We start from the raw sequence: 26,886 nt of genomic DNA on the forward strand, positions 1-26,886 counted from the left end.
GCGGGGAAACCGAGATGAAACACCACCAGAAGACGGACGGCGGCAGGATGGGGCTCATGATTGCAATACGCGACTTCCTGCGCGACAGACGCGGCGTGGCGGCCATCGAATTCGCGATCGTCGCGCCGATCCTGTTCGCCATGTATTTCCTGACCCTGGAATTCGGTCAGGCGATCAACGCCAACAAGAAGATAAGCCGCGCCGCCAGCATGATCGGCGATCTGGCAGCCCAGCAGCCATCGATCACGCCGAGCGAGGCCGATGCGATCATGAAGATCGGCGGCGCGATCATGAAGCCTTACAACCGCTCCGAGCCAACCATCACCCTGACCGCGATCGAAGTGACGGATGAAGACACGCCGCAAGCGAAGATTGCCTGGTCGCGTGAGCTGAAGGACGGCTCCACAGGGCCGGGCCTGCCCAAGGGCAGCAACACCACGATCCCCCAGGAACTCATGAAAAAGGGGGCGTTCTATATCAGGGCGACCACATCGCTTGGTTATAAGCCGATCATCACCTGGTCGAGCAATGGTCAGAAGTCGCTCGGCATCACCGCGATGGCGGGTCTCGACAATCTGCAGATGAGCGAGCGCTACTATCTGCGCCCACGCATGAGCAGCTCCATTCCCTGCTCGGACTGCTGAATACGCGCCTGCCCGTTTATGATCGCCAAAGGGCGATGTTCTGTCCGATTGCAAAGCCCCGGCCACCCTTCTATGTCTTGGTGAACGGGAGCAATGAGAACCGGGCATGGCGCGCGCATTCCTTTTCATTCATGAAAGCTCCGGCTCGACCGGCGTGAACTGCCTCCTGCGGGGCAGTTCAACGCTTTACGGCGCTTGCAGGATACCGCTCCCTCAGCCGCGTGCCCGGCATCAGAGCCCATACTTCTTCAGCGAGCATTCCACACATGCCTGAATTGCCAGAGGTCGAAACGGTCCGCCGTGGGCTGCAGCCGGTCATGGAGGGGGCGCATATCGATTCCGTCGAGCTGCGCCGTCCGAACCTGCGTTTTCCGTTTCCGCCGGATTTCAACAAGCGTCTCGCCGGTCAGGAGATCATCGCTCTTGGCCGCCGCGCAAAGTACCTGCTCATCCACCTGGAAACCTCCGACGTGGTGCTTTGCCATCTCGGCATGTCCGGCTCGTTCCGCGTCGATCAGGATGAGGAAGAGGAACACCCCGCCCCCGGCAAGTTTCATCATGAACGCTCGAAGGCCGAGAAACACGATCATGCCGTTTTCCACCTGAAAGGCGTCGACGGGCGCAATATTCGCGTCGTCTACAACGACCCGCGCCGTTTTGGCTTCATGCTCTTACATGACGATGGACGGCTCGACAGTCACCCGCTTCTGGCCGGACTCGGGATCGAACCGACGGGCAATGCGCTGGACGGTGCGGAACTGGCGGAACGCCTGCGTGGAAAGAAAACGTCCCTGAAAGCGGCACTGCTCGATCAACGCATCATCGCTGGGCTGGGCAACATCTATGTGTGCGAGGCGCTGTGGCGCGCCCGGCTCTCACCAAGGCGCACAGCCGCGTCCATCGTTTCGAAGCGCGGAACGTCTGAGCGGTGCGAGCGGCTCGCCACTGCCATTCGCGCGGTCATTGCCGAGGCGATTGCAGCCGGCGGCTCATCATTGCGCGACTATGTGAAGGCGGATGGCTCGCTTGGATATTTCCAGCACGCCTTCAAGGTCTATGACCGGGAGGGACAACCCTGCCAGCGCGAAGAATGCGGCGGCACGGTCCGGCGGATCGTTCAGGCCGGGCGCTCCACATTCTTCTGCCCGTCCTGCCAGCGCTAGCTCTTTTCACGAACACGGAGAGGAAAACAGACCATGGCCTATGAAACGATCCTGGTGGAAACGCGGGAGCGCGTGGGATTGATCACGCTGAACCGCCCCAAAGCGCTCAACGCCCTGAACTCGAAGGTGCTCGAGGAAGTCGTCGCAGCGGCTAAAGCCTTTGACGAGAACCCGCGCGTTGGCGCCATCGTGCTCACCGGTTCGGAGAAGGCCTTTGCCGCCGGCGCCGACATCAAGGAAATGGCCTCGAAGAACTATGTCGACGCCTATCTGGAAGACCTCTTTGCCGGCTGGGAAGGGCTGACGCGCGTGCGCAAGCCGGTCATTGCGGCGGTTTCGGGCTATGCGCTCGGCGGCGGTTGCGAGCTGGCCATGATGTGCGATTTCATCATCGCGGCGGACAACGCAAAGTTCGGCCAGCCCGAGATCACGCTCGGCGTCATGCCCGGCATGGGCGGCTCTCAGCGCCTCACCCGCTTTGTCGGCAAGTCCAAGGCGATGGATATGTGCCTGACCGGCCGCATGATGGACGCCGCCGAGGCGGAACGCTCCGGCCTCGTGTCGCGCGTGGTTCCGCCGGGCGAGTTGATCGAGGAGGCGCTCAAGGCCGCCGACAAGATCGCCGATTTCTCGCTTCCGGCCGTGATGATGACCAAGGAAGCCGTCAACCGCGCCTACGAGACGACGCTTGCCGAAGGCCTGCGGTTCGAACGGCGCGTGTTCCACGCCATGTTTGCCCTGGACGACCAGAAGGAAGGCATGTCGGCGTTCACCGAAAAGCGCTCCGCGAACTTCAAGAATCGCTGAGAAGTGCGGCCATCAGGTTCCGCGGCAATGCTGCGGAACCGCACCTGAGGCGGCCGGTTGGCCGCAGACATGCAGTCCGGGGCGGTTTGAAGGGCAATAGGCGTTGACGTTGCCCGAAAGCTCTACTATAAGCCGCCACGACTGTGGTGGCCCTGCGGCTGCCCTTTTTGTTTTGCGTCCGCGAGAGACTTCGCGGCAAAATCTGTAGAGACGAGAGAGGAAACATGGCCAACACGACTTCGGCCAAGAAGGCGGTTCGCAAGATTGCTCGCCGTACTGCGGTTAACAAGAACCGTCGCTCGCGCGTGCGCAGCTTCGTTCGCAAGGTCGAAGAAGCGCTGGCCGCTGGCGACAAGGCTGCAGCGGAAACCGCCTTCAAGGCAGCACAGCCCGAGCTGATGCGCGCTGCCGGCAAGGGCGTCCTTCACCGCAACACGGCATCGCGGAAAGTGTCCCGCCTTGCCGCGCGCGTGAAATCGCTTAGCGCCTGATATATCGCTTAGATATTCCTGAGAAACCCGGCCATGTGCCGGGTTTTTCTTTGCCCATCAAAAGGTTGGCTCTCAGCACGTCACCGACGTTTGAGACCGGCCTTTTTCTTTTCTTGAAGGAAGACGGCCGGGAATCGTGAAAAGCCGTCACATATCGAACGCCACCCAACGGTCGTCATTCGATATTCCCCTTTTATTTCAGTGTTTTACAAACCTTTATCCACAGGTTATCCATGTCATCCCCGACGCCGGAGAGACCCTGAAATGTCAAGTTATTTTTTGAGATTTTTTTCCGCCCCGACTCGGTCACGCGGCAAATGAAAAAGGCTCTTGAATCCAAACAGCTTATCGCCACACCCCTTGGGCGATGCCGATTTCAGCGCGGGAAACAAGAGCAGATTCGACAAAAAAGCGGCAGTCTCGCCCTTGCCCTTTCCACAAGGATTTCGGTAATGTCAGGCCATCGAGAGGGCGGACAGAGCCCAACGAATTTAAGCCCAAATCGGCACCTACTGAAACGCGGAATCCCGATTCTGCGCAGGGGCTTCGTGCGCTCTCGAAACAGCCCTGCCCGCTTGTCTGTCGGGGACCGATCGAGGCGCATCCGCGCCACTTGCTCAAGCGAGCGCAAGGCTATGCTGCCGCCGGCGATTTTATCATCCGGTGGCTGCGCACATTAATTGGAACTGCAGTTTACGTCTGTAGAAAGCAAAAGGAGCGTTTGGGGCCGAAAGTCAGACGAGCAACACTGACTGGAACAAACACACCAATCAAAAAGATACGGAATGAGCAGGGGCAATTAACTCAGGTGGGCTCTTCCGTAAAAACACCACTCAAAGCGACAGGGACACAAGGAATGCAAAGCGGCGCTGAAAGGGAAGTTTCGGGGGGATTTTCTTTTCAAGAGCAGATGTCTCAGAAGGACACTGAGACCAAAGAAGCAGGCAACAGCGACAGCAAGGCAGGACCTTCCGACGCAGTATTCGAGCGCGTGAAAACGCAGCTCCGTGCACGTCTGGGCAGTGAGGTCTACTCCAGCTGGTTCGGTCGTATGAAGCTCATGGAAGCCTCCAAGGGCTCCGTGCGCATCTCGGTTCCGACCGCCTTCCTGCGCTCTTGGATCAACGGGCATTATCTGGACCTCATTACCGAGCTCTGGAAGAAAGAATCGCCAGACACGCTGAAGGTGGAGATCGTCGTACGCACGGCAACGCGCAATGTACGCACCTCCCAGGACAGCAAGCCGGCGGCAGCGCGCAAGGTTTCGACCCGGCCGCAGACCGCACTGGCCACGGGAACGCTTTCGGCGAACCCGGCCGCACGGTCCGCTCCCGCGCAGATGCCGGACCTTGAGGGACGCTCCAACATTCTGGGGTCCCCTCTCGATAGCCGGTACACGTTTGAATCCCTCATCGAGGGCACATCCAACCGCGTGGCATGCGCGGCGGCGCGCACTGTTGCGGAATCCGATTCCAATGCAGTTCGCTTCAACCCGCTGTTTCTCCACGCATCCGTCGGCCTCGGCAAGACGCACATGCTGCAGGCAATCGCCGCAGAATCGCTGCGCCGCAAGCCGCAGGCCCGTGTCGTCTACCTGACGGCGGAATACTTCATGTGGCGCTTCGCAACCGCGATCCGCGACAACAATGCGCTGACCCTGAAGGAGCAGCTGCGCGACATCGATCTTCTCATCATCGATGACATGCAGTTCCTGCAGGGCAAGTCGATCCAGAACGAGTTCTGCCATCTCCTGAACATGCTGCTCGACAGTGCCCGTCAGGTGGTGGTGGCCGCAGACCGGCCGCCCTCAGAGCTGGAATCGCTTGAGCCGCGCGTGAAGTCGCGCCTCAATGGCGGCGTTTCGCTGGAGATCGGCGCACCGGATTTCGCCATGCGCCTTTCGATCCTGAAGCAGCGCCTTGAGAGCGCGCAGGCCGAGGACGCATCGCTGGATATCCCGGAGGAGATCCTGGTCCATGTCGCACGTTCCGTGACCGGCAGCGGTCGCGAACTGGAAGGCGCGTTCAACCAGCTTCTGTTCCGCCACTCCTTCGAGCCGCAGATCACCATTGACCGGATCGACGAGATACTCGGCCATGTGTGCCGTGCAGGCGAGCCCAAGCGTGTGCGCATCGAGGACATCCAGCGCATCGTCGCACGGCACTACAACGTGTCGAAGACGGAGCTTCTGTCCAACCGCCGCACGCGGACCATCGTGAAACCGCGCCAGGTGGCCATGTACCTCTCCAAGGTCATGACGCCGCGCTCGCTGCCCGAGATCGGCCGCCGCTTCGGCGGGCGTGACCACACGACGGTGCTGCATGCGGTGCGCAAGATCGAGGGTCTGACCGATGGCGACAGGCAGCTTGCACAGGAGATCGAACTCCTGAAGCGCCTGATCAGCGACCAGGCTTAACCGGACAGGCCGGCAGGTTTTCGAGCCTGCCGGCATTTTCCTTTTGGAGCGCCGCCGCCAGCCGGAAAAGCGCTCTTTTGTTCCCGGCAGGGGGCGCATCGCAGCCAGGGCGGCGCGGCGCAACGCCGCCAGGAGCCTTCTTTTCCCCAGAATGCGCGGCGAACGAGCGCGTAAGCCCATGACAGGCTTGCGTTTCCCGTTGATTTCCTGTCATTTTGGGTCAAATCAAGCCTGTTCACGGCTGTCCTGGACATGCGTCATGTTTGCCGGGCTATTCTTCATTCAAGTGAGATTGATTGGTCATGCGTGTTATTCTGGAACGCTCCACCCTTTTGAAGTCCCTGAACCATGTTCATCGCGTGGTGGAGCGCCGCAACACCATCCCGATTCTGTCCAACGTGCTTCTGAGCGCTGACGGCGCGAGCCTGCAATTGAAGGCGACCGACCTCGACCTCGAAGTGACCGAGGCTGCGGGCGCGACAATCGAGCAGGCCGGCGCGACGACCGTGCCCGCGCACCTGCTCTACGACATCGTGCGCAAGCTGCCGGACGGCGCAGAGGTGATGCTGAAGACGGACGAAGACGGCAATGCCATGTCGGTGATGGCCGGACGTTCCAGCTTCCGCCTCCAGTGCCTGCCGCAGTCTGACTTCCCCGAGCTTTCCGCCGGCAATTTCTCGCACATCTTCCGCCTCGACTCGGCTGATCTGAAGGCGCTGATCGAGAAGACGCAGTTCGCCATCTCCACCGAGGAGACGCGCTATTATCTGAACGGTATCTTCCTGCACACGATCGAGTCCGAGGGCAGCCTCAAGCTGCGCTCCGTGGCAACCGACGGACACCGCCTTGCACGCGCCGAGATGGAAGCGCCGGCCGGCTCCGAAGGCATGCCGGGCATCATCATCCCGCGCAAGACCGTGGGTGAGCTGCAGAAGCTGGTGGACGCGCCTGACGTGGCCGTGACGGTTGAGCTTTCGGACACGAAGATCCGCTTCACAATCGGCAGCGTGATCCTGACTTCGAAGCTGATCGACGGCACCTTCCCCGACTATCAGCGCGTGATCCCGACCGGCAATGACAAGCAGCTGGTGATCGACCGCCAGACCTTCGCTTCTGCCGTGGACCGCGTTTCGACCATCTCTTCCGAGCGCGGTCGCGCCGTGAAGCTGACCATCGCCGAGGGCCAGGTGACGCTCACCGTCAACAACCCGGATTCGGGCTCGGCAACGGAAGAGCTGGCGGCGGATTACGAATCCGACCCCATCGAGATCGGCTTCAACGCCCGCTATCTTCTGGATGTGGCGGCGCAGCTTTCGGGCGGCAATGCACGCTTCCTCCTGGCCGATGCCGGTTCGCCGACCCTCGTGCAGGATGAAGGCGACGAAAGCACGCTCTACGTTCTGATGCCGATGCGCGTCTAGGCGTCGATGGCTCTCCCTTGGTCGAGCAGACATCCGGCAGGCAGCCCGTAGCCCAGGTTCACGTAACCAGGCTTAGCCTGACCGACTTCCGCAATTATCACGCCCTGGCGCTGGATCTCGCGCCGGGCGCCGTGGTTTTGACCGGCGAGAACGGCGCCGGCAAGACGAACCTGCTCGAAGCCGTTTCCTTCCTCTCCCCCGGCCGTGGCCTGCGCCGCGCCAAGTTCGACGATGTTGCGCGCGTAGGCGCTGAAACGGGCTTTGCCATCCATGCAAGGCTTGAAGGGCCTTTCGGCGAATGCGAGATAGGCACCGGCACTGCCGGAATGCAGCCGGGCGCTGAAACCGGCCGCCGCCTGCGCATCAATGGCGAAACCGCGCGAACCGCCGACGCCATGCTCGAATGGGTGCGCGTCCTGTGGCTGACACCGGCCATGGATGCGCTGTTTACCGGGCCTGCCGGCGACCGCCGCCGCTTCCTCGACCGTCTCGTTCTGGCCATTGACCCGGCCCATGGCCGTCGCGCGCTCGACTATGAGAAGGCAATGCGGGCGCGCAACCGCCTTCTGTCGGAGGATTCGCGCGACGCCGGCTGGTTCGACGCCATCGAGACCCAGATGGCCGAAACCGGCGTGGCGATTGCAGCTGCCCGCGCCGAGATGGTGCGCCTTCTGGCGGCGATGAATGAGCGCCTGCCCGCCGATGGCCCCTTCCCCACCGCCGAGATTGCGCTCGAAGGCACGATCGATGCGGAGATCGGCCGGAACGCCGCCGTGGATGTCGAGGAAATGTTCCGCCGGCTCCTGCGCGACCACCGCCCGCGCGACCGCGCTGCCGGGCGCACGCTGGAAGGCCCGCACCGCAGCGAGCTTCTGGTGCGGCACGTGCCCAAGGACATGCCCGCCGCACGCTGTTCCACCGGCGAGCAGAAGGCGCTGCTCGTGGGGCTGATTCTCGCTCACGCGCGCCTGACCGGCGAGCTTTCGGGCAGCGCGCCCATCCTTCTGCTGGACGAGATCTCCGCGCATTTCGACCCGGACCGGCGGGCAGCGCTCTTCTCGATTCTGGAAGAGCTGAACTGTCAGGCCTTCATGACCGGCACGGAGGCAAGCCTGTTCTCGGCCATCGAAGGCCGCGCGCAGTTTTTCTCCGTATCGACCGGCGCGATCCACGAACCACGCTGACACCCTCTCTCCTGCTGGATAAGATCGCCGCATGACCGAGACAAACACATCCCCCACCGCCCTTTCCGACACCGAGCTGGAGCGCTATGCCCGCCATATCGTTCTGCCGGAGATCGGCGGAGCCGGGCAGCAGAAGCTCAAGAAGGCGCGGGTTCTGGTGATCGGCGCAGGCGGGCTCGGCGCACCGGTTCTGAGCTATCTGGCGGCTGCCGGCATAGGCACGCTGGGCGTGATCGACGACGACACGGTGTCGCTCTCCAACCTGCAGCGCCAGGTGATCCACGACACGGGCAGTGTCGGCATGGAAAAGGTGGAGAGCGCCCGGGCAAGCATTCTCCGCATCAACCCGCATGTGACGGTCGAAACGCATGTGAAGCGGCTTGATGAGGAGAATGCGGCCGGCATCATCGCCGCCTATGACATCGTGGTGGACGGCTCGGACAATTTCGCCACGCGCTACCTTCTGGCCGACACATGCGCGGCGGTGGAGCGCCCGCTCGTGACGGCGGCGGTGGGCCGCTTCGACGGGTCGCTGACCGTGCTCAAGCCCTTCGAGCGGGACGGCGACGGCAACCCGCTGCCGGGCTATCGCCATCTCTTTCCCGAACCGCCGCCGGCGGGACTGGTGCCAAGCTGCGCGGAAGCCGGCATTGTCGGCGCGCTGACCGGCGTGATGGGAACGCTGGAGGCGATGGAGGTGATCAAGCTGATCACCGGAGCGGGTGAACCGCTGATCGGCCGCCTACTGCTTTACGATGCGCTGGCAGCCCGTTTTGAAACAGTGAAATACCGGCGGCGTGCGGGCTGAGATTACCGCTTACCCGTTGCAGTGAGACCCTGCGTGGTTCGACAAGCTCACCATGAGGGTCGTTGTGTCTGGCAGGGAGGCCGGTTCGAATACTCGGGGCAGTTCACCACCCCGTCTACACAACCCCCCGTCCCTCATGGTGAGCTTGTCGAACCACGCACCACGCGACGGTCAGGAAACCTTGGGCAAACGAAATCGCTGCGCGGCGAGCACCACGCAGTGATCAAGCCCACAAGGCAATGTGTCGTCTGCTCAGACGTTTTTCGGCAGAACCCGGTCCGGCGGGCGATGACCATCGAAGAAGGTGCGGATGTTGATGATGACCTTCTCGCCCATGTCGATGCGACCCTCGATGGTCGCCGAGCCCATATGCGGCAGAATCACGATCTTGTTCTTCTTCGCGAGCTTGAGAAGCTTGGGATTGACCGACGGCTCATGCTCGAAGACGTCGAGCCCTGCGCCTGCCAGCTTGCCCTCTTCGACCAGGCGGATCAGCGCATCCTCATCCACCACATCGCCGCGGGCCGTGTTCACCAGATAGGCGCGCGGCTGCATCAGCTCCAGCCGGCGCGCCGACAGGAGATGGAAGGTTGCAGGCGTTGAAGGGCAGTTGACGGAGATGATGTCCATGCGGGCCAGCATCTGGTCGAGGCTGTCCCAATAGGTTGCCTCCAGTTCGTCTTCGATGGCCGGGGAAACCCGCTGACGGTTGTGATAATGGATCGACAGGCCGAACGCCTTTGCGCGCCGCGCCACGGCGGTGCCGACGCGACCCATGCCGACAATGCCAAGACGCTTGCCCCAGATGCGGTGCCCCAGCATCCATGTGGGCGACCAGCCATCCCACTTGCCGCCGCTGCGCAGAACCTCTGCGCCCTCGGTCAGACGGCGCGGCACGGCGAGCATGAGCGCCATGGTCATGTCGGCCGTGTCTTCATTGAGAACATTGGGCGTGTTGGTGACGGTGATGCCCTTCTTGGCGGCGGCCACCACATCGACATTGTCGACGCCATTGCCGAAATTGGCGATCAGCTTGAGCTGGTCGCCGGCCTGCGCGATGAGAGCGGCGTCGATCCGGTCCGTGATCGTGGGAACAAGAACGTCGGCTTCCTTGACCGCAGCCACCAGTTCGGGCTGCGTCATCCGCCTGTCGTCGAGATTGAGGCGCGCGTCGAACAGTTCGCGCATGCGCGTTTCGACCTGATCCGGCAGCTTGCGGGTGATGACGACGAGAGGCTTCTTCCTGACGGTCATATGGTCTCCAAAATAACGCCCTGTTGATACCTCTTTAACCAAGATACGCGACACTGCAATGCCGAGCCGGGCTGCCTTCTCTCTATCAAGCGGTGGCGGCCAAGACAAAGAAAAAGGGTGGAAGCGCTCGTTCCGCCAGAACAAGGTTACCGGGAGTTCCGCAATGCCGGCCAACGCGCCATTCCGTTCACTGTTTGCAGCCCTTGCCGTCGCCATGCTGGTTGCGACGCCAATGACGACACATGCACAGGCAAACACTGAACCGAATGAGAAGGTCGGCCCGAGCGGGCTGCCCCTGCCCCGTTTCGTCAGCCTGAAATCGAGCCGCGTGAACATGCGCGTCGGCCCCGGGCTGAGCTACGCGGTGAACTGGATGTACATGAAGTCCGGTCTACCGATGGAGATCATCCAGGAATACGACAACTGGCGGCGCGTGCGCGACGCCGATGGCGCGGAAGGCTGGATCAACCAGGCGCTGCTTTCAGGCCGCCGCACGGCCATCGCGGCCCCGTGGTTCAAGGGCAAGGAAGCCGATATCGAACTGCGCGCAGACCCGCAGGAAGACGCGCGCCTCGTGGCCCATATCGAGCCCGGCGCGATCGGCTCCATCAAGCTCTGCAACGGAGACTGGTGCGAAATGGAATTCGCCGGTTATTCGGGCTGGGTGAACCAGTCGCAGATCTGGGGCGCCTATCCCGGCGAAACGATCAAGGATTGATCGCGGGCGGCGAACGCCGCAGCCTCAGAATATCGGACTGAAAAGTGAAAGCAGGGGGGCTGGCGCGTCCTTCGTGCATCCGACTGGATGCACGGCGATCCAGAGCGTTCCCGCTCTTCCTGGAATTGCAAAAACGCTCGAATGCTTGTTTTTGCGCAATTCCGGACGGAAAACCGGTTCCCACTTTTCCTGGAATTGCTCTAGTGGCGCTTGCGGCGCAGTCTCACAACGATATCGACATTCGCGATTTCCATACCTTCCGGCGGTTCGGGAAGATTGCGGACCTCGACGCCACGCGAGGGAATGTCGAACACCGTCTCGTCCTCCTCGAAGAAGAAGTGATGGTGATCGGACACATTGGTGTCGAAATAGGTGCGTGCGCCTTCCACCTGAACGATGCGCAGCATGCCCGCCTCGGTGAACTGGTGCAGCGTGTTGTAGACGGTGGCAAGCGAAACGGAGAAGCCGGCATGCTGGGCTTCCTCATGCAGTGCCTCGGCCGAGACATGGCGGTCACCGGAGGCGAAGAGGAGATCGGCAAGCGCGATGCGCTGGCGTGTCGGGCGCAGACCCGCATTCCTCAAACGCTCTTCCAGCGTGACGTTCTGTCCTTCGTTCGAGATAGACAATGAAACCGTCCGTCTTTCCTGTTGCATGAGCCCCGGATTGTATTTCCCGGCTCTGGCTGCAGCATTTTCTTCATCCGACATATATTCGCTCCATTCAAAGCGATCAATAGCGGCAGTTTTTCGGGGGCAGTCATGGCCGGTTTTGCAAATTCCCACAACGGCTGTTTCCAGCAAGAAACAAGCTGTGATAGGGAGAGCGCACAATGACAAGAAAGGTTTCGGCACGACCGGACCATGGACGGGATGGCTTTTGATGGCGCAAACGAAGAACAGCTACGACTACGAAGATCTCCTGGCCTGCGGCCGGGGTGAACTTTTTGGACCCGGCAACGCCCAGTTGCCTGCTCCGCCCATGTTGATGTTCGACCGCATCACCGACATTCAGGAAGAGGGCGGTGAGTTTGGAAAGGGCTATGCCCGCGCCGAGTTCGACATCAAGCCGGACCTCTGGTTCTTCCCCTGCCACTTCATCGGCAACCCGGTGATGCCTGGCTGCCTTGGCCTCGACGCCATGTGGCAGCTGACCGGCTTCTACCTCGGCTGGCTTGGCTTACCCGGCAAGGGCATGGCGCTCTCCACCGGTGAAGTGAAGTTCAAGGGCATGGTCACGCCTGACGTGAAGAAGGTCGAATACGGCATCGACTTCAAGCGGGTGATGAAGGGCCGCCTCGTGCTCGGCATCGCTGATGGCTGGCTCAAGGCCGATGGCGAACAGATCTACAAGGCAACCGACCTGCGCGTCGGCCTGGCCAAGCAGGAAGCCTGATTTTCAATCACTGACTGGCGGCCGACGTTCGGCCCAAGGAGAGCATCATGAGACGTGTCGTCGTCACCGGTCTCGGAATCGTATCCTCGATTGGCAACGACGCAGACGAGGTGACCGCCTCGCTGCGCGATGCAAAATCGGGCATTTCGTTCTCGGAAGATTTCGCCGAACACGGCTTCCGTTGCCAGGTATGGGGCGCACCGACGCTCGATCCGGCTGAGGTCGTCGACCGCCGCGCCATGCGCTTCCTCTCGAAGGGCGGCGCATGGAACCACGTGGCCATGGAGCAGGCGATTGCCGACTCCGGCCTCGAGGAAGGCGACATCACCAACGAGCGCACCGGCATCATCATGGGTTCGGGCGGTCCGTCCACCCGCACCATCTTTGAAGCCGCGCAGACGACCATCGAAAAGGGCTCGCCCAAGCGCATCGGACCGTTCGCCGTGCCGAAGGCCATGTCTTCGACGGCGTCGGCGACGCTCGCCACCTGGTTCAAGATCCACGGCGTGAACTACTCGATCTCGTCGGCCTGCTCGACCTCCGCACACTGCATCGGCAATGCGGCGGAATTGATCCAGTGGGGCAAGCAGGACATCATGTTCGCCGGCGGCCACGAAGATCTCGACTGGACCATGTCGAACCTCTTCGACGCCATGGGCGCCATGTCCTCCAAGCACAACGACACACCGGCCACGGCCTCGCGTGCTTATGACGCGACGCGTGACGGCTTCGTCATCGCTGGCGGCGCGGGCGTTCTGGTTCTGGAAGAGCTCGAGCACGCCAAGGCGCGCGGTGCGAAGATCTATGCGGAGCTGACCGGCTATGGCGCGACCTCCGACGGTTTCGACATGGTTGCTCCTTCGGGTGAAGGCGCGGTGCGCTGCATGAAGCAGGCGCTTTCCACGGTGACCGGCGATGTCGATTACATCAACACGCATGGCACGGCGACGCCGGTGGGCGATTCCCGCGAGATCGAAGCCATCCGCCAGGTGTTCGGCGACAAGATCCCGCACATCGCATCGACCAAGTCGCTGACCGGTCACTCGCTCGGCGGTGCAGGCGCACAGGAATCGATCTATTCGATCCTGATGATGCAGGCAGGATTCATTGGCGAGAGCGCGCACATCACCGAGCTCGACCCCGAGTTCGAGGGCGCGCCGATCGTGCGCAAGCGCATCGACAACGCCAAGATCGACACTGTGCTTTCCAACTCCTTCGGCTTTGGCGGCACCAACGCCACGCTGGTTTTCCAGCGCTACGCAGGTTGAGATAAGGTCCATGGACGGTTTGATGAAGGGTAAGCGCGGCCTCATTATGGGGGTCGCCAACGACCATTCGATTGCCTGGGGCATTGCCAAGAAGCTTGCCGAACAGGGCGCGGAGCTTGCCTTCACCTATCAGGGCGACGCTTTTGGCCGCCGTGTGAAGCCGCTGGCCGAGAAAGTGAACTCCAAGCTGCTCTTCCCGTGCGACGTGGAAGACAGCGCTTCCATCAACTCCGTCTTCGACGGTCTGAAGGAAGAGTGGGGTTCTCTCGACTTCATCGTTCACGCGATCGGTTTCTCCGACCGCAACGAGCTGAAGGGCCTCTACGCCAACACCACGCGCGAGAACTTCGTGCGCACCATGGTGATCTCCTGCTATTCCTTCACCGAAGTTGCCCGCAAGGCGGCTGAAATGATGGACAATGGCGGGCAGATGCTGACGCTGACCTATGCGGGTTCCACCCGCGTCATGCCCAATTACAACGTGATGGGCGTGGCCAAGGCCGGTCTTGAGGCAAGCGTGCGGTATCTGGCGAGCGACTACGGCCCGCGCAACATCCGCGTCAACGCGATCTCGGCAGGCCCGGTGCGCACCCTGGCTGGCGCTGGCATCTCCGACGCCCGCTACATGTTCTCCTACCAGCAGCGCAATGCGCCGCTGCGGCGCACTGTGGTGATCGACGAGATCGGCGGATCGGCGCTTTACCTCCTGTCCGACCTGTCGTCCGGCGTGACCGGCGAAATCCACTATGTGGATTCCGGCTACAACACCGTTTCCATGCCCACCATGGAAGAGCTGAAGCGGATCAGCGCCGCCACCGGCGACGACTGAACCGGATCAGATCGGCCCGCTACTTGCGGGCCCACAAAACCTTGAACACCGTATCGCGGCGCAGCTCACCCTGTGCCGCGAAATGCTTTTGGAGGCTCTCTTCATAGGGGAGCTGCCTGTTGGCGACGAGGAACAGCCGCCCGCGCGGCTTGAGCGCTTTTGCCGCCGCCGCGATCATCGCATGGCCCATATCGGGCTCCGCAGCCCGGCTGCGATGGAAAGGCGGGTTCATCAGGATCACGTCATAGCGCTCGTTCACCGGCTCTCCCAGAAGGTCCTGCCAGAAGAAGCGCGCCGGCATCTGCGGCGCCCTTGCGGCCATGTTGCGGCGGGCCGCCTCCAGAGACGCGTGATGCGCCTCATAGAGATCGATACTCTTCACCTCCGGTGCGCGCTCGGCCGCGGCAACGGAAAGATAGCCCCAGCCGGCCGCGAAATCAGCTATCGCGCCTGACAGATTGTCCGGCAGGCATTCAACGAGAAGCGCCGAGCCCGGATCAATGCCGTCATCGGAAAAGCCGCCGGCTGCGGTGGCGAAACCGTCCGCCTCGCTGTCGCCGGCGCTCAGCTCGGCCATCAGCGCAGGCTCCAGCCGCTCAGGCCGGCGCAGCCAGAACACGACACCATGATGCTTGGAGGCATGATCCTCAAGCTCCACCAGCGACGCCATGCGCTTGCGCACGCTGCCGCCGCCGTCTTTCTTGGCGCAGGCCGCAATGATGAGCGCGCCGGCGCGCGTCCGGTTCAAAGCCTCGGCAAGGCGCTGTTCATTCTCACGCCGGTGCCTGCCAAGCAGGACAAGCGCCATGTCATAGCCCTCGCCCACCGGCTCCGGCTCCACGGTCACGCCAGCCTGGCTGAGCGCCAGATAGTCGGGCCGATAGCCCTGAATGGCCGTGAGACTTCCCGAGAAGTCGGATGGCAGCAGCAGGCCGCCCGGTGCGCCCAGAAAAAGCACACGCTCCCCCTCGCCCGGCGGATCGATCAGCCCGCGCTCGAATGGAAACAGTAGGGTGGGAAGCGGTGTGTCGGTCATGGATGCGGTTCCGGATATGAAAACGGGCGCGACCTGAATGGCCGCGCCCGCATGTTGGTTCAGAAGGGAAGCGGGATCAGCCCTCGGCGTCCTCGGCCTCTTCCTTCTTCTTCTCGCGGACGATTTCCTTGCCCGTCTCCTGGTCGACGACCTTCATGGAGAGGCGAACCTTGCCGCGCTCATCGAAGCCCATCAGCTTCACGAACACCTTGTCGCCTTCCTTGACGACGTCGGTGGTCTTGCCAACGCGCTCCTGCGCGAGCTGCGAGATGTGCACCAGACCGTCGCGCGGACCGAAGAAGTTCACGAATGCGCCGAAGTCGGCGGTCTTGACGACCGTGCCTTCGTAGATCTCGCCCACTTCCGGCTCTGCCGTGATGGAGTGGATCCACTTCTTCGCTGCCTCGATTTCCTTGGCGTTGGAAGAAGCGATCTTCACCGTGCCGTCGTCCTCGATGTTGATCTTGGCGCCGGTCTTCTCGACGATCTCGCGGATCACCTTGCCGCCGGAACCGATCACGTCGCGGATTTTGTCGGTCGGGATCTGCATGACCTCGATGCGCGGAGCGAACTCACCCAGCTCACCACGGCTCTCGGAAAGGGCCTTGGCCATCTCGCCGAGAATGTGCAGACGGCCGTCCTTGGCCTGGTCGAGGGCGATCTGCATGATCTCCTCGGTGATGCCATCGATCTTGATGTCCATCTGGAGCGAGGTGATGCCCTCATCCGTGCCGGCGACCTTGAAGTCCATGTCGCCGAGGTGATCTTCGTCACCCAGGATGTCGGAGAGAACGGCGAAGCGCTCGTCTTCCTTGATCAGGCCCATGGCGATGCCGGCAACCGGCTTTGCCAGCGGCACGCCGGCGTCCATGAGGGCCAGCGAGGTGCCGCAGACGGTTGCCATGGAGGACGAACCGTTGGACTCGGTGACCTCGGAAACGACGCGCAGCGTGTAGGGGAACTGGTCCGCTTCCGGCAGCATCGGGTGGATGGCGCGCCATGCGAGCTTGCCATGACCGATCTCACGACGGCCGGGCGAACCCATGCGGCCCGTCTCGCCCACAGAGTAGGGCGGGAAGTTGTAGTGCAGGAGGAAAGCCTCCTTGTAGGTGCCGGTGAGCGAGTCGATGAACTGCTCGTCTTCGCCGGTGCCCAGCGTTGCGACCACGAGGGCCTGCGTCTCACCACGGGTGAAGAGCGCGGAACCGTGCGTGCGCGGCAGAAGGCCTGCCTGGGCTGCGATCGGGCGCACCGTCTTCAGGTCGCGTCCGTCGATGCGGCCGCCGGTGTCGAGGATGTTCCAGCGAACGATCTTGCCCTGCAGGCTCTTGAAGACCGTGTTGACCTGCTCGGCCGACCACTTGGTCTCTTCCTCGCCTTCCGGCAGGAGCGTCTCTTTCACCTTCGCCTTGGCGGCGTCAACGGCGTCGTAGCGCTTCTGCTTGTCGGTGATCTTGTAGGCTTCGCGCAGATCGCTTTCGACGATCTTGAGCATCTCGCCTTCGAGCTCGGAGAGATCCGGCGGCGTGAAGTCGCGGGGTTCCTTGGCGGCAACTTCGGCGAGCTTGATGACCGCGTCGATGACCGGCTGGAAGTTCTTGTGGCCGAACATGACGGCGCCGAGCATGACGTCCTCGGGGAGCTGCTGAGCTTCCGATTCCACCATCAGAACGGCATCGCCCGTACCGGCGACGACGAGGTCGAGCTTGGTCTCTTCCATCTCGTCGACATGCGGGTTGAGGACGTACTCACCACCGATGTAGCCAACGCGCGCTGCGCCGATCGGGCCCATGAAGGGAACGCCGGAGAGCGTGAGCGCTGCGGAAACGGCAACCATGGCGACGATGTCCGGATCATTCTCCAGATCGTGCTGCAGCACGGTGGCGATGACCTGCGTGTCGTTCTTGTAGCCATCGACAAAGAGCGGGCGGATCGGGCGGTCGATCAGGCGGGAGACCAGCGTCTCCTTCTCGCTCGGACGGCCTTCGCGCTTGAAGTAGCCACCCGGGATCTTGCCGGCGGCAAAGGTCTTTTCCTGGTAGTTGACGGTCAGCGGGAAGAAGTCGAAGCCCGGCTTCGGCTCTTTCGCGGAAACGACAGTGGCGAGAACAACGGTCTCGCCATAGGTGGCGAGCACTGCGCCGTCTGCCTGACGGGCAATCTGGCCGGTCTCAAGAATGAGCGGACGACCGCCCCATTCGATCTCAACTTTGTGGTGCTTGAACATATCTTGTCCTTTTGCGCCGAAGGGTGCGCCAACGCCTGGCTGCGCGTCTCTCCGGCTCTGCTTCGTTGTCGGACGAGCCACGGGCAAGACAACGGGAGGCTTGGGTTTGGCCGGCTCTGTGCCGCAAGCATCCTGCAATCCTGCCCCATGACCTGTCCATTAGGGCCTCGGCTATCCGGTCTTGCAGGCATGAGATGGCGGCAAAGCCGCCGTCGCAATCATGCCTGGCCGGAGCCGTGAGACATGCAAATCTTTCGCATGCCCAAATGAGACCGGCGGACACCCCTTGGTATCCGCCGGTCAAATCAGCTTAGCGCCGCAGTCCGAGCTTCTCGATCAGCGTCTTGTAGCGGCCTTCGTCCTTCTTCTTCAGATAGTCCAGAAGACGGCGACGCTGGGAGACGAGCTTCAGGAGGCCACGACGGGAGTGGTTGTCCTTCTTGTGGTCCTTGAAGTGCTCGGTGAGGTTCTTGATCCGCTCGGTCAGAATAGCGACCTGGACTTCCGGAGAACCCGTGTCGCCCTGAACGGTGGCAAATTCTTTCAGCAAATCCTGTTTGCGCTCTGCAGTAATCGACATCGGCTTCCTTTCTGGAATTTAGGGAAAAGGGTCGCCCTCAGCCGGGATGTCGTCCAGCCGGGGCCATTCAACAATGCGCACTCAAGGCGCAATGATGGCTGGCATATAGGCGAAATCGCATGCGATTACCAGCCCAAACATTGTCCGTTGCGCCGCCGCTCAGCCCGCCGCTCAGCCCTGGGGCTCCTCGCCGCGCGCCGCTTTGGTGAGATCCGGCTCGAGCCTGTCGACCGGAATCTTGAACACGCATTCCAGCCCGTCACGGTGGAAGACACGTGAAATCTCCGCGTCCAGCGTACCGCCCACCATGCGATCGATGATCTCCGTGCCGAAACCGCGACGGTTTGTGCGCCGGCGCGCCCGCGCCACATGTTCACGCCAGTTGATGACCAGCATGTCGTCCCTGATTTTCCAGGTGATGTCGAGACGCCCGTCATTGTTCGAAAACGCACCATACTTGGCGGCGTTGGTCGCCAGTTCGTGCACGGCAAGACCAATAGTCTGGGCCGGCTGGTTTGCGAGACGGAATTTCGGACCGTTCATCGTCAGGCGATCAGGGCTGTCGGGGCGGAACGGATCGACCTGCACCGACAGAAGTTCATGGAGTTCCACGCCGGCCGCACCGCCGGCGATGAGCAGATCGGTGGAGCGCGCCAGACCGTACAGGCGCTTCTGGAACGCATCCTGGAAACCGGCGAAGGTGCGCGAACTGCGCGCCGTCTGCTTGGCCATGGACGAAACCACGGTGAGCTGGTTCTTCGAGCGATGCGCCACCTCGCGCATGAGAAGACGGATCTCGTTTTCCGCCTGCTCTCGGTCAAGCGCGGCTTCGGCAAGTGCAGAGGACACGGTTGCGACCTCGGCAATCGGATATTCGATGGCGTGGACCGGTTCGCCCGCCCCCAGCCGTCGCGCATCACGTGCAAGCCGGCGCACCGGCCCGGCGATCTGCCGACCGAGAAGCCATGCCGCGAATGCGCCGATGGCGATGACCAGAAGACCGCCAGCCAGAAGCATGCGCAGCGAATAACGCATGGGCTCCTCGATCGTCGTGGTGGAAGCCCAGACCACGGATTTCCAGCCGCTGAAGCCCGATTCATCGATGATCGTGATATAGGTGCCGCCCTCCCGGCCCTCTGCTGGCTCCGCCTCGCGGTAGATGCCATCGCCCTCCAGATCCAGGAAGAACGGCTTCCCGACCTCCGAAGACATGAAGGACGAAGCGACCACGGTGTTGTTCTTGTCCACCACCGAGGCGTTCCAGCCGCCACGCAGCATCTGCTGGGACAGCACGTCCGTCAGCGTATCCGCATAGCGCGTCATGACGAGCGTGCGCGGTGGTCCGGAATCGGGAAAGAACGGCTTGACCACCTTGAAGCTCCACTTGCCGGCGAGCTTGCCGAACAGAACGCCCGAGGTGACCGTGGCCTTGCCCTTCAGTGCTGCCTCGGCGACCATGGGATCGTCAAAGGGCTGCAAAGCCTCGCCAAACGGCACATTCGTGTTGAGCAGCGGTTTGAAGTTCTCGTCCAGTACGCGCAGGTTGGAGCCGCTGCCCGCCAGGGCAAGCTTGGCGCGGTAGTAAAAGTCCTCCATGTCGCCCTCGGTCAGCGACGGCGTGGTGGAGAGGACGCGCAGCGTGGTGTTCATGCCGCTCAATTCGCGGTCCACCGCCTCGGCGATGGAACCGGCCATGGCTTCGGCCAGTGTCGTCACCACTTCGCGCTGTGCTTCATTGTTGCGTTGAAGCAGAACGACCGAAACCCCGATCGCGGGGATGATGGTGACCGCGATCAGGAGGAACAGAAAGAAGCTGATTGGTTTGGGACCTGAGACAAACGCCCCTATGCGCTCAGACAGTGTTCCCCGAGACGCGCTATCCGTTGACTGCATGCAATTCGCCCGACCCTAGCCTTGTTTGTGTACACAATGCACGAAACGGCCAAGGGTTGCGCGGCGAATTGCAGAAATCGTTCTGTTGCCGGATTGAGATCGGAGTGGTCGGGCCCCGACAGCTTCAGGCGGCGAAAACGCGCTTCGGCTTGAACATGCCGGCCTCGACGGCGCCAAGCGCCACAAGGCGTCCGCGGGCGCTTGCCCAGGCTTCGGGCGCTTCCACCGGCGCATCTCGTCCGCGCACGATCACCGGATTGCCGAGCCTGAGACGCGCTGCGGCGTCATCGGTGACGGCAACTTCCGGCAGCCCTTCGAGCGCCGTTGCAATGTCGAGAAGATAGGCGTCGAGCGCTGCAAAGTCGCCAGCCTCGCGGTCGCAGTCTTCCAGCGCTTCCTCAAGGGCTTCCAGCGTGACGAGCTGTTCGTCCACGAACGGATAGACCTCGGTACGGCGCAGTTCGGCGATGTGGCCGTAGCAACCCAGATCGCGCCCCATGTCGCGTGCGAGGCTGCGCACATAGGTGCCCTTGCCGCATTCGACCTCGAAAACCGCCTCATCCGGCGTGAACGAAACCAGGTCCAGCCGGCCGATCTCGATTTCGCGCGCGGCGATCTCCACAGTCTCGCCCTCGCGGGCAAGATCATAAGCACGCTCGCCGCCGATCTTCACGGCGGAATACTGGGGCGGCGTCTGCATGATGATGCCGGTGTAATTCGGCAGAAGCGCGCGCACGGCCTCTTCGGTCGGGCGCTCGTCGGATGTCTGGGTGACCGGACCCTCAAGATCGTCGGTGGAGCGCTCCTCGCCCCAGGCAACCTTGAAGCGATAGACCTTCGCGCCGTCCATGACGAAGGGAACGGTCTTGGTCGCATCGCCAAGCGCGATGGGCAGCATGCCGGAAGCCAGCGGATCGAGCGTGCCTGCATGGCCCGCTTTCTCCGCATTGAACAACCACTTGATCTTCGAAACGGCGTTGGTGGACCCCATATTGGCTGTCTTGTCCAGGATCAGCCAGCCATTGATACGACGTCCCTTTCGCTTACCGCGTCGCGCCATCAAAGATCATCCTCATTGCCGTCGTCGTCCCCCAGGTCGCGGGCCACTTCCGGCGACTTCAGAAGGCGATCGATCTTGTTGAAATTCTCGAAACTGTCATCCACCCGGAACCGCAGCTCCGGCATGTATTTCATCTGCCGCAGGGCCGGCGTGATGCGGCCGCGAATGTAGCGCGCATGGCGGTTGAGCGCCGCGACAACCACATCCTTGTCGGCAGCGCCCAGCGGCGAAACATAGGCCGTGGCGATCTTGAGGTCCGGCGACATGCGCACCTCGGAAACCGAAATCACCGTATTGGCGAGCGCATCGTCGCTGACATCGCCGCGCTGCAGCGCCTGCGAGATTGCATGACGGACCTGCTCGCCGACGCGGAGCTGGCGTTGTGAGGGAGCGGAAGACGGCATGGAGCACCTTCTTGCGGGGAAAGCCCTATTGTATCCGCATCGCGGATATCGGCAAATTATGAAAGCGGAACGTCAGACGCCGGAATGAGAGATGGGGCATCAAGTGCCCCATCTTCCACGTTCCAAACGTACGCGCACCAGAGCATCGGACCGAAAAGTGAAAACCGGTTTTCGGCAGTTCCGATGCTCCATCAACAATCCGGATCGTCCTTTGTGCGTCCGGATGGACGCACGACGACCTAGAGCGAGCGCGTGACCATCTCGACGCGATAGGCCTCGATGACATCGCCGGGGCGAATGTCTTCGTAGTTCTCGAACGCCATGCCGCATTCCTGACCGGCAGGCACTTCGGAAACCTCGTCCTTGAAGCGCTTGAGCGTCTTCAGCTTGCCTTCGTGGATCACCACGCTGTCGCGGATGAGACGCACGCCGGCGCCACGCTCGACCTTGCCTTCGGTGACACGGCAACCGGCAACCTTGCCGACCTTCGTGACGTTGAAGGTTTCCAGGATCTCGGCGTTGCCGAGGAAGGTCTCGCGACGCTCCGGCGACAGAAGGCCGGACATGGCCGCTTTGATGTCATCCACGAGGTCGTAGATGATGTTGTAGTAGCGGATCTCGATGCCTGCATCCTCGGCTGCGTCGCGCGCCTGCTTGTTGGCGCGAACGTTGAAGCCGATGATCGCGGCGCCCGAGGTCTCGGCCAGCGACACGTCGCTTTCCGTGATCGCGCCGGCACCCGAGTGAACGATGTGTGCGCGAACCTCGTCGGTGCCCAGCTTGTCGAGCGCGCCGGCAATGGCTTCGATGGAGCCCTGCACGTCGCCCTTGACGATGAGCGGGAACTCTTTCAGGCCCGTGTCCTGCAGCTGCGACATCATCTGCTCGAGCGAACCGCGCTGCCCCGCCTGGCGGGCAACGGACTTCTCGCGCGCCAGACGCTGGCGGTATTCGGAGATCTCGCGGGCGCGGGCTTCGCTCTCGACAACCGCAATGCGGTCACCGGCCTGCGGCGGGCCCTGAAGACCCAGAACCTCAACCGGCATGGAGGGCGGAGCTTCCTTCACCTGGTCGCCATGATCGTCGATCAGCGCACGCACGCGGCCCCACTCATTGCCGGCAACGATGATGTCACCGGTCTTGAGCGTGCCGGCCTGCACCAGCACGGTGGCGACCGAGCCACGACCGCGGTCGAGCTTGGCTTCGATGACGACGCCTTCGGCGGAGCGATCCGGGTTGGCCTTGAGTTCCAGAACCTCGGACTGCAGCAGAACGGCTTCGAGCAGCTTGTCGAGGTTGGTTCCCTTGACGGCGGAGACCTCGACATCGAGGACTTCACCACCCATGGATTCCACGAACACCTCGTGCTGCAGCAGCTCGGTGCGGACCTTGTTCGGGTCTGCTTCCGGCTTGTCGACCTTGTTGATGGCAACAATGATCGGAACGCCGGCAGCCTTGGCGTGATTGATGGACTCGATGGTCTGCGGCATTACGCTGTCGTCAGCCGCCACCACGAGGATGGCGATGTCGGTGGCTTCCGCACCACGGGCGCGCATCGCGGTAAAGGCGGCGTGACCAGGCGTATCGATGAAGGTGATCTTCTGACCGTCCTGCTCGACCTGGTATGCGCCGATATGCTGGGTGATGCCACCGGCTTCGCCCGAAACGACGTTCGCCTTGCGGATCGCGTCGAGAAGCGAGGTCTTGCCGTGGTCGACGTGGCCCATGATGGTCACGACCGGCGGACGCGACTTCAGGTCCTCGGTCTTGTCCTCAATGTTGAAGAGGCCCTCTTCCACATCGGACTCGGCAACGCGCTTCACGGTGTGGCCAAACTCCTCGGCCACCAGCTCGGCGGTGTCCGCGTCGATCACGTCGCCGGGCTTCAACATCTGGCCCTGCTTCATGAAGAACTTGATCACGTCCACGGCGCGCTCGGCCATACGCTGGGCGAGTTCCTGGATGGTGATCGTCTCGGGAACAACCACCTCGCGGGCGATCTTCTCACGCGGCTCCTGATGCTGGGCGCGCTTGAACTTCTCCTGGCGGCGACGCATCGAGGAGAGCGAACGTCCGCGCGTCTCGCCATCGTCGGAAAGCGCGCGATTGAGCGTGAGCTTGCCACGGCGACGCTGATCGTCTGTGCGCGGCTTTGCAGGCGTGCGCGGAGCCTCAACCTTGGGCGCGGCGCGCTTGATCGGCGTGCCCTTGCTCTTGGAGCGGGAATCGCCATCGTCGCTCGGCGCGGGGGCGGGCGTCGCCTCTGCGGCGGGAGCCGGCGGTGCGCGGCGGCTGGCTTCTTCCTCTGCGCGACGACGCGCTTCGGCTTCGGCCTTGAGACGCTCTTCTTCTTCGGCCTGGCGGCGTGCGGACTCTGCCCGCTCGCGCTCACGGCGCTCTTCTTCTTCTGCCCGGCGCTTGGCGTCCTCGGCAGCGCGCTTGCGCTCCTCGGCCTCACGAACCTTGGAATCCTGAAGGGCGCGACGGCGCGCTTCCAGCTCTTCCTTGGAGAGTTCGTTCAGAACCACACCGGAACGGTTGCCGCCCTGCGGCGGACGCGGACGCTCACGATGGCGCTGTGGCGCAGGCTTGGGCGCAGCCGGCTTCGGCTTTGCCGCCGCCGGAGTCGGGGCCGGTGCGGGTGTCGGCGCCGGAGCCGCCTCGCCGCGTTCGTCAGGCCGCGAGAACTTTCGCTTCTTCGTCTCGACGACGACAGACTTGGAGCGTCCATGCGAGAAGCTCTGGCGCACGGTGCCCTGCTCAACGGAGGGCCGCTTCAGCGTCAGTGTTTTCTTCTTCTCGACGCTCAGCGTCTTGTCGTCACCGGTTTTCGTATCCGTCATTCCACATCCTCTGCGGTGCCCAGTGCAACCGCTGCCGGTTTGTCCGCGCTTTCGCCTCGAAAAGTCCCGAGCGCATTTACGCGTTTCAGCGCCGCCTTGCCCGCGTCCCGCCCGAACACGGCAGCATGTATCACATTTGTGGCTCCCAATGCCAAACTCATTTCTTCTTCGGAAAAGAGTTTGTAAGCCGGTATCGCTGGTCCGCCCATATGAACCACCGCGCGTCGGGCAGCGGTGATCTTGCGAACCCCGTCATGCGAGCCTTCGCGGGCATGCAACACGCCATAGGCCTTGCCACTGCGCACCGAAGCCTCAACCTTCGCCGCACCCAATGCCACGGCTCCGGCCTTGCGCGCAAGCCCAAGAGAGCCGAGAGCGGCTTTTGAGAGCAATTCATCGACCAGAGCGCCGAGATTATCTGGCGGTCTGACCGAAGTTTTCAAGGCACGGGCGAAAAGGTTCTTCTCCGCTGCCTTGTCGACATGGGCGCGGTCAGCAGTAACCCAGCACCCGCGTCCCGGTAGATTGCGCTTCAGATCGGGAACGACCATGCCGTCCGGGCCCGCGACGAACCGGATCAGGTCCTCCGCAGGTCGCGCCTCGCGCGAGACAATGCATTTGCGGTCGTTCATGTCTTCCACGATATCTCCAGAACATCCTGCTAACGCGCATCGCAGCGCGGCTCCACAGGACCACGATCAAACAGGTTTGCAGAGCGCGCTGCATGTGTCACGGGGACCGTCACGCGCTCTGCAGCCATCATATCAGGCCTCTGCGCCTTCTGCCTTCTCGGGCGCTTCCGCACCCTCGACGGCAGCTTCTTCAGCGCCTTCCACAGCCTCGGCCTCAACCTCAGCAGAGGCTTCTGCCTCTTCCTCAGCCTCGGTCACGAGGTCTTCCTCGGAAATCCAGCCCATCTTCAGACGGGCGGCCACAACCATCTGCTCGGCCTCGGCGCGCGAAACGTCGAACTTGGACAGAACGCCCGGCTCGAATTTGGTCTCGCCGTCCTTGCGCTCTTTCCAGCCAACCAGATCATCGACGGCGTAGCCTGCGAAGTCCTCGATGGTCTTCACGTCGTCTTCGCCGACGGCAACCATCATCGCGGTGGTGATGCCCGGGATCTCCCGCAGCTCGTCCTCAACGCCCAGCTCCTTGCGCTTGGCGTCGAACTCGGCCTCGATGCGCTCGAGATATTCGCGGGCGCGCATCTGGATCTCTTCGGCTGTTTCCTCATCGAAGCCATCGATGGAGGCAATCTCGCCGGAGTCCACGTAAGCCACTTCCTCGACGCTGCTGAAGCCTTCGGAAGCAAGCACCTGGCCAACCATCTCGTCGACGTTGAGCGCATCCATGAAGAGCGACGAACGCTCGGTGAATTCCTTCTGGCGGCGGCCCGACTCTTCTTCCTCGGTCAGGATGTCGATGTCCCAGCCGGTGAGCTGCGACGCCAGGCGCACGTTCTGACCGCGGCGGCCAATGGCCAGCGAAAGCTGGTCGTCCGGCACCACAACCTCGATGCGCTCTGCGTCCTCATCCAGCACCACCTTGGCGACTTCGGCCGGCTGCAGTGCGTTGACGATGAAGGAAGCGGCGTTCTCGTTCCACGGAATGATGTCGATCTTCTCGCCCTGAAGCTCGCCGACAACCGCCTGAACGCGGCTACCACGCATACCCACACAGGCGCCGACCGGATCGATCGAGGAATCGTGGCTGATGACCGCGATCTTCGCGCGCGAGCCCGGATCGCGGGCCACCGAACGGATCTCGATGATGCCGTCGTAGATTTCCGGCACTTCCATGGTGAAGAGCTTCGCCATGAACTGCGGATGCGTGCGCGACAGGAAGATCTGCGGGCCGCGCTGCTCGCGCCGCACGTCATAGACATAGGCGCGGACGCGGTCGCCATATTTGAAGATTTCGCGGGGGATCAGCTCGTCGCGACGGATGATCGCTTCGCCACGGCCCAGATCGACGATGACATTGCCATATTCGACGCGTTTGACGGTGCCGTTGACGATCTCGCCGATGCGATCCTTGTACTCGTCATACTGACGGTCGCGCTCGGCCTCGCGCACCTTCTGCACGATCACCTGCTTGGCGGACTGTGCGGCGATGCGGCCGAAATCCATGGGCGGAAGCTGCTCGGCGAGGAAATCGCCGGGCTGTGCGTCCGGATTGCGCGTGCGGGCATCGCGCATGGAAATCTCGCGTGCCGGCTCTTCGACATTCTCGACGACTTCCATCAGGCGCTGCAGCTTCATCTCACCCGTCTGCGGGTTGATGTCGGCGCGGATATTGGTCTCCTGACCATAGCGCGACCGCGCGGCCTTCTGGATGGCATCGGCCATGGCGGCGATGACGATCTGCTTGTCGATGGACTTCTCGCGGGCCACCGCGTCGGCGATCTGGAGAAGCTCCAGCCTGTTCGCACTGACTGCCATA

23 protein-coding genes are annotated in these 26,886 nt (G+C 62.4%); 12 read left to right on the forward strand and 11 right to left on the reverse strand.

All coding sequences use genetic code 11. The annotated features are described in order from the left end of the window. Positions 1-14 precede the first annotated feature (14 nt). The 8 genes from JYP46_RS16960 to JYP46_RS16995 all read left to right on the forward strand — a co-directional run bounded on the left by JYP46_RS16960 (position 15) and on the right by JYP46_RS16995 (position 8,934). Complete coding sequence (locus JYP46_RS16960) at positions 15-644, forward strand: TadE/TadG family type IV pilus assembly protein (RefSeq protein WP_206548775.1); 630 nt, start codon at positions 15-17, stop codon at positions 642-644. Between the two features lie 266 nt (positions 645-910). Then, positions 911-1,807 (forward strand): bifunctional DNA-formamidopyrimidine glycosylase/DNA-(apurinic or apyrimidinic site) lyase, encoded by an 897-nt coding sequence (gene mutM, locus JYP46_RS16965; protein WP_206544370.1) that lies wholly within the window; start codon positions 911-913, stop codon positions 1,805-1,807. A 33-nt stretch (positions 1,808-1,840) separates the two neighbouring features. After that, a complete protein-coding gene (locus JYP46_RS16970) occupies positions 1,841-2,614 on the forward strand; it encodes an enoyl-CoA hydratase (protein ID WP_113153840.1) in 774 nt (257 codons plus the stop codon). A gap of 224 nt (positions 2,615-2,838) precedes the next feature. Further along, the gene (rpsT, locus tag JYP46_RS16975; protein ID WP_113153839.1) at positions 2,839-3,105 is read left to right on the forward strand and encodes a 30S ribosomal protein S20; all 267 of its coding nucleotides are present in this window, start codon (positions 2,839-2,841) and stop codon (positions 3,103-3,105) included. Between the two features lie 910 nt (positions 3,106-4,015). Continuing rightward, on the forward strand, positions 4,016-5,521 hold the full coding sequence (gene dnaA, locus JYP46_RS16980; protein ID WP_222474204.1) for a chromosomal replication initiator protein DnaA: 1,506 nt from the start codon (positions 4,016-4,018) through the stop codon (positions 5,519-5,521). A gap of 302 nt (positions 5,522-5,823) precedes the next feature. After that, positions 5,824-6,942: a DNA polymerase III subunit beta gene (gene dnaN, locus JYP46_RS16985; RefSeq protein ID WP_206544368.1), complete on the forward strand. Its 1,119-nt coding sequence runs from the start codon at positions 5,824-5,826 to the stop codon at positions 6,940-6,942. Between the two features lie 17 nt (positions 6,943-6,959). Then, positions 6,960-8,126 carry a DNA replication/repair protein RecF gene (recF, locus tag JYP46_RS16990; RefSeq protein ID WP_206548776.1) on the forward strand — a complete coding sequence of 389 codons (1,167 nt, stop codon included), beginning with the start codon at positions 6,960-6,962 and terminating at the stop codon, positions 8,124-8,126. 31 nt (positions 8,127-8,157) lie between these two features. Continuing rightward, the gene (locus tag JYP46_RS16995) at positions 8,158-8,934 is read left to right on the forward strand and encodes a molybdopterin-synthase adenylyltransferase MoeB (RefSeq protein ID WP_206548777.1); all 777 of its coding nucleotides are present in this window, start codon (positions 8,158-8,160) and stop codon (positions 8,932-8,934) included. 252 nt (positions 8,935-9,186) lie between these two features. On the opposite strand, the gene JYP46_RS17000 is transcribed toward JYP46_RS16995, so the two are convergent. Then, a complete protein-coding gene (locus JYP46_RS17000; protein WP_113153834.1) occupies positions 9,187-10,188 on the reverse strand; it encodes a 2-hydroxyacid dehydrogenase in 1,002 nt (333 codons plus the stop codon). Positions 10,189-10,351: 163 nt separating this feature from the next. Here JYP46_RS17000 and JYP46_RS17005 point away from each other — a divergent pair, with 163 nt between their 5' ends. Beyond that, complete coding sequence (locus JYP46_RS17005; protein WP_113153833.1) at positions 10,352-10,906, forward strand: SH3 domain-containing protein; 555 nt, start codon at positions 10,352-10,354, stop codon at positions 10,904-10,906. Positions 10,907-11,106: 200 nt separating this feature from the next. On the opposite strand, the gene irrA is transcribed toward JYP46_RS17005, so the two are convergent. After that, positions 11,107-11,535: an iron response transcriptional regulator IrrA gene (gene irrA, locus JYP46_RS17010; RefSeq protein WP_236042250.1), complete on the reverse strand. Its 429-nt coding sequence runs from the start codon at positions 11,533-11,535 to the stop codon at positions 11,107-11,109. Between the two features lie 253 nt (positions 11,536-11,788). Between irrA and fabA the strand changes: the two genes are divergently transcribed. Genes fabA through fabI form a run of 3 tightly spaced genes read left to right on the forward strand, consistent with a single transcriptional unit; the run spans position 11,789 to position 14,398 of the window. Continuing rightward, entirely contained in the window at positions 11,789-12,301 is a 513-nt protein-coding gene (fabA, locus tag JYP46_RS17015) for a 3-hydroxyacyl-[acyl-carrier-protein] dehydratase FabA (RefSeq protein ID WP_113153832.1), read from the forward strand. Positions 12,302-12,348: 47 nt separating this feature from the next. Next, positions 12,349-13,569 carry a beta-ketoacyl-ACP synthase I gene (gene fabB / locus JYP46_RS17020; RefSeq protein WP_113153831.1) on the forward strand — a complete coding sequence of 407 codons (1,221 nt, stop codon included), beginning with the start codon at positions 12,349-12,351 and terminating at the stop codon, positions 13,567-13,569. Positions 13,570-13,579: 10 nt separating this feature from the next. Next, positions 13,580-14,398, forward strand: a complete 819-nt coding sequence (gene fabI, locus JYP46_RS17025) for an enoyl-ACP reductase FabI (RefSeq protein WP_113153830.1) — start codon at positions 13,580-13,582, stop codon at positions 14,396-14,398. A 19-nt stretch (positions 14,399-14,417) separates the two neighbouring features. Here the strand turns inward: fabI and JYP46_RS17030 are convergent, their stop codons facing one another. From JYP46_RS17030 to nusA, 9 genes are all read right to left on the reverse strand, one after another. Continuing rightward, a complete protein-coding gene (locus tag JYP46_RS17030; RefSeq protein ID WP_206548778.1) occupies positions 14,418-15,434 on the reverse strand; it encodes a class I SAM-dependent methyltransferase in 1,017 nt (338 codons plus the stop codon). 76 nt (positions 15,435-15,510) lie between these two features. Beyond that, positions 15,511-17,661, reverse strand: coding sequence for a polyribonucleotide nucleotidyltransferase (pnp, locus tag JYP46_RS17035; RefSeq protein WP_113153828.1), 2,151 nt, complete (start codon positions 17,659-17,661; stop codon positions 15,511-15,513). Between the two features lie 310 nt (positions 17,662-17,971). Beyond that, the gene (gene rpsO / locus JYP46_RS17040; protein ID WP_113153827.1) at positions 17,972-18,241 is read right to left on the reverse strand and encodes a 30S ribosomal protein S15; all 270 of its coding nucleotides are present in this window, start codon (positions 18,239-18,241) and stop codon (positions 17,972-17,974) included. Positions 18,242-18,412: 171 nt separating this feature from the next. Further along, positions 18,413-20,134 carry a sensor histidine kinase gene (locus JYP46_RS17045; protein WP_206544364.1) on the reverse strand — a complete coding sequence of 574 codons (1,722 nt, stop codon included), beginning with the start codon at positions 20,132-20,134 and terminating at the stop codon, positions 18,413-18,415. A 124-nt stretch (positions 20,135-20,258) separates the two neighbouring features. Continuing rightward, complete coding sequence (gene truB, locus JYP46_RS17050; RefSeq protein WP_113153825.1) at positions 20,259-21,194, reverse strand: tRNA pseudouridine(55) synthase TruB; 936 nt, start codon at positions 21,192-21,194, stop codon at positions 20,259-20,261. Next, complete coding sequence (gene rbfA / locus JYP46_RS17055) at positions 21,194-21,598, reverse strand: 30S ribosome-binding factor RbfA (protein WP_113153824.1); 405 nt, start codon at positions 21,596-21,598, stop codon at positions 21,194-21,196. Before rbfA ends, truB begins: the two co-directional genes overlap by 1 nt. A gap of 239 nt (positions 21,599-21,837) precedes the next feature. Then, positions 21,838-24,441 (reverse strand): translation initiation factor IF-2, encoded by a 2,604-nt coding sequence (infB, locus tag JYP46_RS17060; protein ID WP_206548779.1) that lies wholly within the window; start codon positions 24,439-24,441, stop codon positions 21,838-21,840. Next, complete coding sequence (locus tag JYP46_RS17065) at positions 24,438-25,073, reverse strand: RNA-binding protein (protein WP_113153822.1); 636 nt, start codon at positions 25,071-25,073, stop codon at positions 24,438-24,440. The genes infB and JYP46_RS17065 overlap by 4 nt, the downstream gene beginning before the upstream one ends. A 132-nt stretch (positions 25,074-25,205) precedes the next feature. Next, entirely contained in the window at positions 25,206-26,885 is a 1,680-nt protein-coding gene (gene nusA, locus JYP46_RS17070) for a transcription termination factor NusA (protein WP_113153821.1), read from the reverse strand. Position 26,886: the final 1 nt, after the last annotated feature.

It is taken from the genome of Nitratireductor aquimarinus, from assembly GCF_017255295.1.
In the GTDB taxonomy this organism is placed as follows: Bacteria; Pseudomonadota; Alphaproteobacteria; order Rhizobiales; family Rhizobiaceae; genus Nitratireductor; species Nitratireductor aquimarinus.

Excerpts from the sequence above, each read along its gene's own strand:
- JYP46_RS16960 (WP_206548775.1), top strand. The coding sequence starts at position 15 with ATGAAACACCACCAGAAGACGGACGGCGGCAGGATGGGGCTCATGATT.
- mutM (WP_206544370.1), top strand. The coding sequence starts at position 911 with ATGCCTGAATTGCCAGAGGTCGAAACGGTCCGCCGTGGGCTGCAGCCG.
- JYP46_RS16970 (WP_113153840.1), top strand. The coding sequence starts at position 1,841 with ATGGCCTATGAAACGATCCTGGTGGAAACGCGGGAGCGCGTGGGATTG.
- rpsT (WP_113153839.1), top strand. The coding sequence starts at position 2,839 with ATGGCCAACACGACTTCGGCCAAGAAGGCGGTTCGCAAGATTGCTCGC.
- dnaA (WP_222474204.1), top strand. The coding sequence starts at position 4,016 with ATGTCTCAGAAGGACACTGAGACCAAAGAAGCAGGCAACAGCGACAGC.
- dnaN (WP_206544368.1), top strand. The coding sequence starts at position 5,824 with ATGCGTGTTATTCTGGAACGCTCCACCCTTTTGAAGTCCCTGAACCAT.
- JYP46_RS16995 (WP_206548777.1), top strand. The coding sequence starts at position 8,158 with ATGACCGAGACAAACACATCCCCCACCGCCCTTTCCGACACCGAGCTG.
- JYP46_RS17000 (WP_113153834.1), bottom strand. The coding sequence starts at position 10,188 with ATGACCGTCAGGAAGAAGCCTCTCGTCGTCATCACCCGCAAGCTGCCG.
- JYP46_RS17005 (WP_113153833.1), top strand. The coding sequence starts at position 10,352 with ATGCCGGCCAACGCGCCATTCCGTTCACTGTTTGCAGCCCTTGCCGTC.
- fabA (WP_113153832.1), top strand. The coding sequence starts at position 11,789 with ATGGCGCAAACGAAGAACAGCTACGACTACGAAGATCTCCTGGCCTGC.
- fabB (WP_113153831.1), top strand. The coding sequence starts at position 12,349 with ATGAGACGTGTCGTCGTCACCGGTCTCGGAATCGTATCCTCGATTGGC.
- fabI (WP_113153830.1), top strand. The coding sequence starts at position 13,580 with ATGGACGGTTTGATGAAGGGTAAGCGCGGCCTCATTATGGGGGTCGCC.
- JYP46_RS17030 (WP_206548778.1), bottom strand. The coding sequence starts at position 15,434 with ATGACCGACACACCGCTTCCCACCCTACTGTTTCCATTCGAGCGCGGG.
- pnp (WP_113153828.1), bottom strand. The coding sequence starts at position 17,661 with ATGTTCAAGCACCACAAAGTTGAGATCGAATGGGGCGGTCGTCCGCTC.
- rpsO (WP_113153827.1), bottom strand. The coding sequence starts at position 18,241 with ATGTCGATTACTGCAGAGCGCAAACAGGATTTGCTGAAAGAATTTGCC.
- JYP46_RS17045 (WP_206544364.1), bottom strand. The coding sequence starts at position 20,134 with ATGCAGTCAACGGATAGCGCGTCTCGGGGAACACTGTCTGAGCGCATA.
- truB (WP_113153825.1), bottom strand. The coding sequence starts at position 21,194 with ATGGCGCGACGCGGTAAGCGAAAGGGACGTCGTATCAATGGCTGGCTG.
- rbfA (WP_113153824.1), bottom strand. The coding sequence starts at position 21,598 with ATGCCGTCTTCCGCTCCCTCACAACGCCAGCTCCGCGTCGGCGAGCAG.
- infB (WP_206548779.1), bottom strand. The coding sequence starts at position 24,441 with ATGACGGATACGAAAACCGGTGACGACAAGACGCTGAGCGTCGAGAAG.
- JYP46_RS17065 (WP_113153822.1), bottom strand. The coding sequence starts at position 25,073 with ATGAACGACCGCAAATGCATTGTCTCGCGCGAGGCGCGACCTGCGGAG.
- nusA (WP_113153821.1), bottom strand. The coding sequence starts at position 26,885 with ATGGCAGTCAGTGCGAACAGGCTGGAGCTTCTCCAGATCGCCGACGCG.